This window comes from Hydrogenivirga sp. (genome assembly GCF_056450045.1).
The window spans coordinates 1-5,328 of sequence record NZ_JBWONM010000119.1 but is presented as its reverse complement, the minus strand read 5'-3'; the positions used below and the strand labels follow the sequence as shown (position 1 = coordinate 5,328).

The 5,328-nt window shown below is 53.4% G+C and carries 5 protein-coding genes; all 5 read left to right on the top strand.

Features of this window, described 5'->3' with window-relative positions; translation table 11 throughout:
- A partial coding sequence (locus tag AC1HCM_RS04975) for a pyridoxal-phosphate dependent enzyme (protein ID WP_479460665.1) occupies positions 1-554 on the top strand: 554 nt, incomplete at its 5' end.
- Positions 555-587: 33 nt separating this feature from the next.
- On the top strand, positions 588-1,211 hold the full coding sequence (locus AC1HCM_RS04970) for a hypothetical protein (protein WP_479460664.1): 624 nt from the start codon (positions 588-590) through the stop codon (positions 1,209-1,211).
- Positions 1,198-2,151 (top strand): tRNA lysidine(34) synthetase TilS, encoded by a 954-nt coding sequence (tilS, locus tag AC1HCM_RS04965; RefSeq protein WP_479460663.1) that lies wholly within the window; start codon positions 1,198-1,200, stop codon positions 2,149-2,151. The genes AC1HCM_RS04970 and tilS overlap by 14 nt, the downstream gene beginning before the upstream one ends.
- A gap of 50 nt (positions 2,152-2,201) precedes the next feature.
- Positions 2,202-4,088, top strand: coding sequence for an ATP-dependent zinc metalloprotease FtsH (gene ftsH, locus AC1HCM_RS04960; RefSeq protein ID WP_479460662.1), 1,887 nt, complete (start codon positions 2,202-2,204; stop codon positions 4,086-4,088).
- On the top strand, positions 4,088-5,328 hold a 1,241-nt coding region (gene leuC, locus AC1HCM_RS04955; RefSeq protein WP_479460661.1), incomplete at its 3' end, for a 3-isopropylmalate dehydratase large subunit. The genes ftsH and leuC, both read left to right, overlap by 1 nt.

The window sequence follows — 5,328 nt, the reverse complement described above, 5'->3', positions numbered from 1 at the left end:
CGGGCTACTATCCGGACGTTGTTATAGGGGCGGTCGGAGGAGGAAGCAACTTTGCTGGGCTCTCTTTCCCCTTCTTGGCGGACAAGCTCCGTGGTGATAGGGAGAGCCTGAAGGTCCTTGCCGTTGAACCCGAAGCCTGCCCAACCCTCACAAAGGGCGAGTACAGGTACGACTTTGGAGATACGGTGGGTCTGACACCTCTCATAAAGATGTACACCCTCGGACACGAGTTCGTACCCCCTCCAATACACGCGGGAGGACTGAGATACCACGGAGACGCACCTCTCGTGTGTAAGCTTTACGACCTGGGCTATATAGACGCAGTAGCCTACAGACAGACGGAGGTTTTTGATGCGGCGTTGACCTTCGCGAGAACAGAGGGGATAGTTCCGGCTCCCGAGTCTTCCCATGCGATAAAGGCTGCAATAGATGAGGCTTTAAGGTGCAAGGAAACGGGAGAGGAAAAGGTCATCCTATTCAACCTCTCGGGACACGGCTACTTTGACCTATCAGCCTATGACAAGTACCTGAGGGGTGAGCTGGAGGATTCTTGAAGCCACCTCCTCAGAACCTATCTTTAAGGAACTATGATAGGCAAGGTCTTCCAGATATTCCGTGAAAAGGGAGGGCTCTTGAAAGCCCTTGATCTGTGGGACTGGTATGAGAGCTTAGAGCCCAAGTACCAGAAGGGTATAAAGAAGTATTACTCTGTCAAGGTAATAAAGAACCTGAGCTTCCCATACAAGGCAAAGCACTTTGACAGCGGAGAGATAGAGAACCCCCTATACACAAAAAGAACCTTCTTGGCAACGATAGCCCAGACAGCCCTCCTTGAGGGGGACTACGAGATAGCGGAATGGCTCTACAATGAGGCACTGAAGATGGAAGGCACTCCCTACGAAGCACACCTCATCCTGAACGACCTCGTCCTCTTAGCTCAGAGACTCAAGGATTTTGAGAAGATGAAAAGGTACTGCGAGAGGGATGTAGCCCTCTACGATGAGTACAAGGAGGAGCTCAAAGAAAGAAGCGGCGGGAACCTCCCCCAGCTGAACTCCTTTGAGGTCTATGTCTATCTCCTTGAGAGGGAGGGTAAGGTGAAGGAAGCCCTTGAGGTGGTTGAATTCATGAAGAAGGAGGGGATAGCCTACCCTCACTACGAGAGTGTGAAGAAGAGGCTATTAGAAAAGCTCGGCGATGAAAGAGCTTAGCAAGCTTATAAGAAAGGTCATCCGGCTCCAGAAGGAGGAGCGGTTGATCCCAGAAGGAAGCTCGGTGCTTGTAGCCTTTTCGGGAGGGGTTGATTCGGTCGTTCTCACCCACGCTATGCTGGAGCTGAAGAACTTCCTAAGAATAGAGAGGCTCGCCTTAGCTCATTTCAACCACATGCTCAGGGAGGAGGCTGAGGAAGAGGAGGGGTTCTGCAGGCGGATGGCTCAGGAGCTCGGACTTAAGATATTCATCGGAAGGGAGAGGGTCAGGGAGGTAGCCCAGCGGGAAGGGAAGAACCTGGAGGAGACGGCGAGGGAGCTCAGATACGCCTTCCTAAGAGAGGTTCGCCAGAGGGAGGGTTTTGACCTGATAGCTACAGCCCATCACCTGAACGACCTTGTGGAGACAGCCCTGATATGGCTCGTGAGAGGTGCTGGCGTTGAGGGGTTCCTCGGCTTTGAATCCAAAGAAGGGGAAATAGTCAGACCCCTCTACAGAGCCACGAGGGAGGAGATACTTGCCTACGCCAAGGCGAAGGGTCTGAAGTGGGTTGAGGACCCCAGCAACAGGGACCCGAGCTTCTTCAGGAACAGGATAAGGCTTGAGGTCATACCCATCTTCAAGGAGGTGAACCCTAACCTTGAGGAGACCTTCCTGAGGACAAGAGAGATACTAAAGGCTGAGGACGATCTTCTGAAGGAGATGGCAGAAAAGCTATATGAGAGCTTGAGGGAGAAGGGATGCATAAGGGCAGATCCCCTGCAGAGAGAGCACCTTGCCCTCCAGCGCAGGGTGATACTCAGGCTTACAGGAGCTGTAAGCTTTACGAAGGTGGAGCAGGTAAGGAGGCTCCTGAGAAGGGGCGGGGAGATAGACCTCGGGGGAGGGCTCAGGGTGGTAAGAAGAGGCAAGCTCCTGTGCTTGAAAAAGGATAGCTGAAACCTATCTTCTATTCTTACAGGTAAGCGCAAGGAGGAAGTGCGGTGCAGATGTTCAAGAGCTTCTTTGTATGGATACTGATAATAGGGGCAACTATAGTTGCCTTCAATATATTTGAACAGAGGCATGAGCTGGCAACAAAGGTCCCCCTCAACAGCGTCGTCCAGCTCGTTGATGAGGGAAAGGTTCAGCACGTTCAGGTAAAGGGAAGGACGCTGATAGCCACAACCAAGGACGGACAGAGGATAGAGACAGCCATACCGCCGGGCTCCTCAATAGTGGACGACCTCATCAAGAAGGGTGTGAGGGTTGAGGTAGACGCGGGAGACACGGGGAGCGGATGGCTCCTAAACCTATTCATATCATGGCTCCCAATACTTCTGTTCATAGGGATATGGATAGCCCTCATGAGGCAGATGAGCGGAGGAGGTCAGGCGGGTCCGGGGAGAGCCTTCTCCTTTGGAAAGAGCAGGGCAAAGGTGTATATAGAGGAGAAGCCCAAGGTGACCTTCGGCGATGTTGCGGGGATTGAAGAGGTAAAGGAAGAGGTAAAGGAGATAATTGAGTATCTGAAGGACCCCATAAAGTTCCAGAAGCTCGGAGGAAGACCACCCAAAGGGGTTCTCCTCTACGGTGAGCCCGGTGTCGGGAAGACGCTCCTGGCAAAGGCTATAGCGGGTGAGGCGCATGTCCCCTTCATTTCAATATCGGGCTCGGATTTCGTGGAGATGTTCGTGGGCGTGGGTGCAGCCCGTGTTAGGGACCTCTTTGAAACAGCTAAGAAGCACGCTCCGTGCATAGTCTTCATTGACGAGATAGATGCGGTCGGAAGGACGAGAGGGGCACTGAACCTTGGCGGTGGACACGACGAGAGGGAGCAGACCCTAAACCAGCTTCTTGTTGAGATGGATGGCTTTGACACGTCCGAAGGGATAATCGTGATAGCGGCTACCAACAGACCCGACATCTTGGACCCCGCTCTCCTGAGACCGGGCAGGTTTGACAGGCAGATATTCATACCGAGACCGGACGTGAAGGGAAGGTACGAGATACTCAAGGTACATGCCAAGGGAAAGAAGCTTGCACCGGACGTTGACCTTGAGCTCGTGGCGAGGGCGACCCCCGGCTTTACAGGGGCGGACCTTGAGAACCTCCTCAACGAGGCGGCACTCCTCGCAGCGAGGAAGGGAAAGGACTCCGTGTCCATGGAGGAGATAGAGGAGGCTATAGACAGGATAACCATGGGTCTTGAGAGAAAGGGAATGGTCATCTCTCCCAAGGAGAAGGAGAAGATAGCCTACCACGAGGCTGGGCACGCCCTGATGGGCTTCATGACAGAAGACTCGGACCCTGTCCACAAGGTATCAATAATACCGAGGGGCATGGCTCTCGGTGTCACCCAGCAGCTACCTATAGACGACAAGCACATATACGATAAGAAGAACCTCTTCAGCAGGATACTGATAATGATGGGCGGAAGGGCTGCGGAGGAGGTCTTCTACGGCAAGGAAGGTATAACGACCGGGGCGGAGAACGATCTCCAGAGGGCTACGGAGCTCGCCTACAAGATGGTCTCCATGTGGGGAATGAGCGAGAAGGTTGGTCCGATAGCCATAAAGAGGGTGAACAACCCCTTCCTCGGAGGTGTCACCAACAGCATAGACACGAGCCCCGAGCTCCTCAGGGAGATTGACGAGGAGGTCAAGAAGATACTGACGGAGGCTTACGAGCTGGCAAAGAGCACGATAGAGGCTCACAGAGAACCGCTGAAAGCGGTCGTTAAGAAGCTCCTGGAGAAGGAGTCTATAAGCTGTGAAGAGTTTGTTGAGATACTTAAGCTCTACGGTGTAGAGGTGAAAACCGGCTGCAAGAAGGAAGACTCCAAAACCTTTGAAGCAAGTAAGGAAGAAACTAAGGAAGAGAAGGAGGTTGTCTGATGGGAATGAACATCACTGAAAAGATACTCGCTGCCCACGCGGGCAAGGAAGAGGTGAGAGCCGGCGACCTGATAACCGCCAAGATTGACCTCGCCATGGCGAACGACGTCACCGCGCCCCTCGCCATAAAGATACTTGAGAAGCACGGCATAGACAGAGTCTTTGACCCCGATAAGATAGCTCTCGTCCTCTCCCACTTCGTTCCTGCGAAGGACATCAAGTCCGCTGAACAGGCAAAGGTGGTGAGAGACTTTGCGAGAAAGCACGGCATAAAGTGGTTCTTTGAAGAGGGAGAGGGGATAGAGCACACCATACTTCCCGAGAGGGGGATAGTGGTTCCGGGGGACCTGGTTGTCGGTGCTGACTCCCACACCTGCACCTACGGTGGGATAGGAGCCTTCGCTACGGGGGTTGGCTCAACGGATATCGCCTACGCCATGGCTACCGGGGAGATATGGCTCAGGGTCCCCGAGAGCATGAAGTTCATCTTTTACGGAAAGCCAAAGCCCTGGGTTATGGGAAAGGACCTCATACTCCATACCATAGGACAGATAGGGGTAGATGGAGCCCTCTACAGGGCTATGGAGTTTGAAGGAGAAGCTATAAGGGAGCTCTCAATTGAGCAGAGACTTACCATAACCAACATGGCTATAGAGGCTGGAGGCAAGAGCGGAATAATAGCCCCCGATGAAAAGACGATTGAGTATGTCAAGGAGAGGGCACAGAAGGAGTGGAAGGTTTACGAGAGCGACCCCGATGCTGAGTACCACTCCGTCTATGAATGGGATGCCGGGGAGATAGAACCCCTCGTCGCCTGGCCCTACCTGCCCTCAAACGTCCATCCTGTGAGCGAATCAACCCACATAAACATTGATCAGGCTTTCATAGGCTCCTGTACGAACGGAAGGCTCGAAGACCTCAGGATGGCGGCAAAGGTATTTGAAGCCGCCATGAAGAAGGGTAAGAAGGTCCATCCCTACGTCAGATGTATAATAATCCCTGCCTCCAAGAACGTTTACCATCAGGCTCTCCATGAGGGACTCATTGACCTCTTTGTGGAAGCTGGATGCGTGGTTTCCACCTCAACCTGCGGTCCGTGCCTCGGTGGACACATGGGGGTCCTCGCCGAGGGAGAGAGATGCATATCAACCTCCAACAGAAACTTCCCGGGAAGGATGGGACATCCCAAGTCCGAGTCCTACCTCGCAAACCCTGCGGTGGTTGCAGCGAGCGCAATTCT

What these genes read in the sequence shown, in the direction of transcription:
- AC1HCM_RS04970 (WP_479460664.1), top strand. Translation starts at nt 588, where the DNA reads ATGATAGGCAAGGTCTTCCAGATATTCCGTGAAAAGGGAGGGCTCTTG.
- tilS (WP_479460663.1), top strand. Translation starts at nt 1,198, where the DNA reads ATGAAAGAGCTTAGCAAGCTTATAAGAAAGGTCATCCGGCTCCAGAAG.
- ftsH (WP_479460662.1), top strand. Translation starts at nt 2,202, where the DNA reads ATGTTCAAGAGCTTCTTTGTATGGATACTGATAATAGGGGCAACTATA.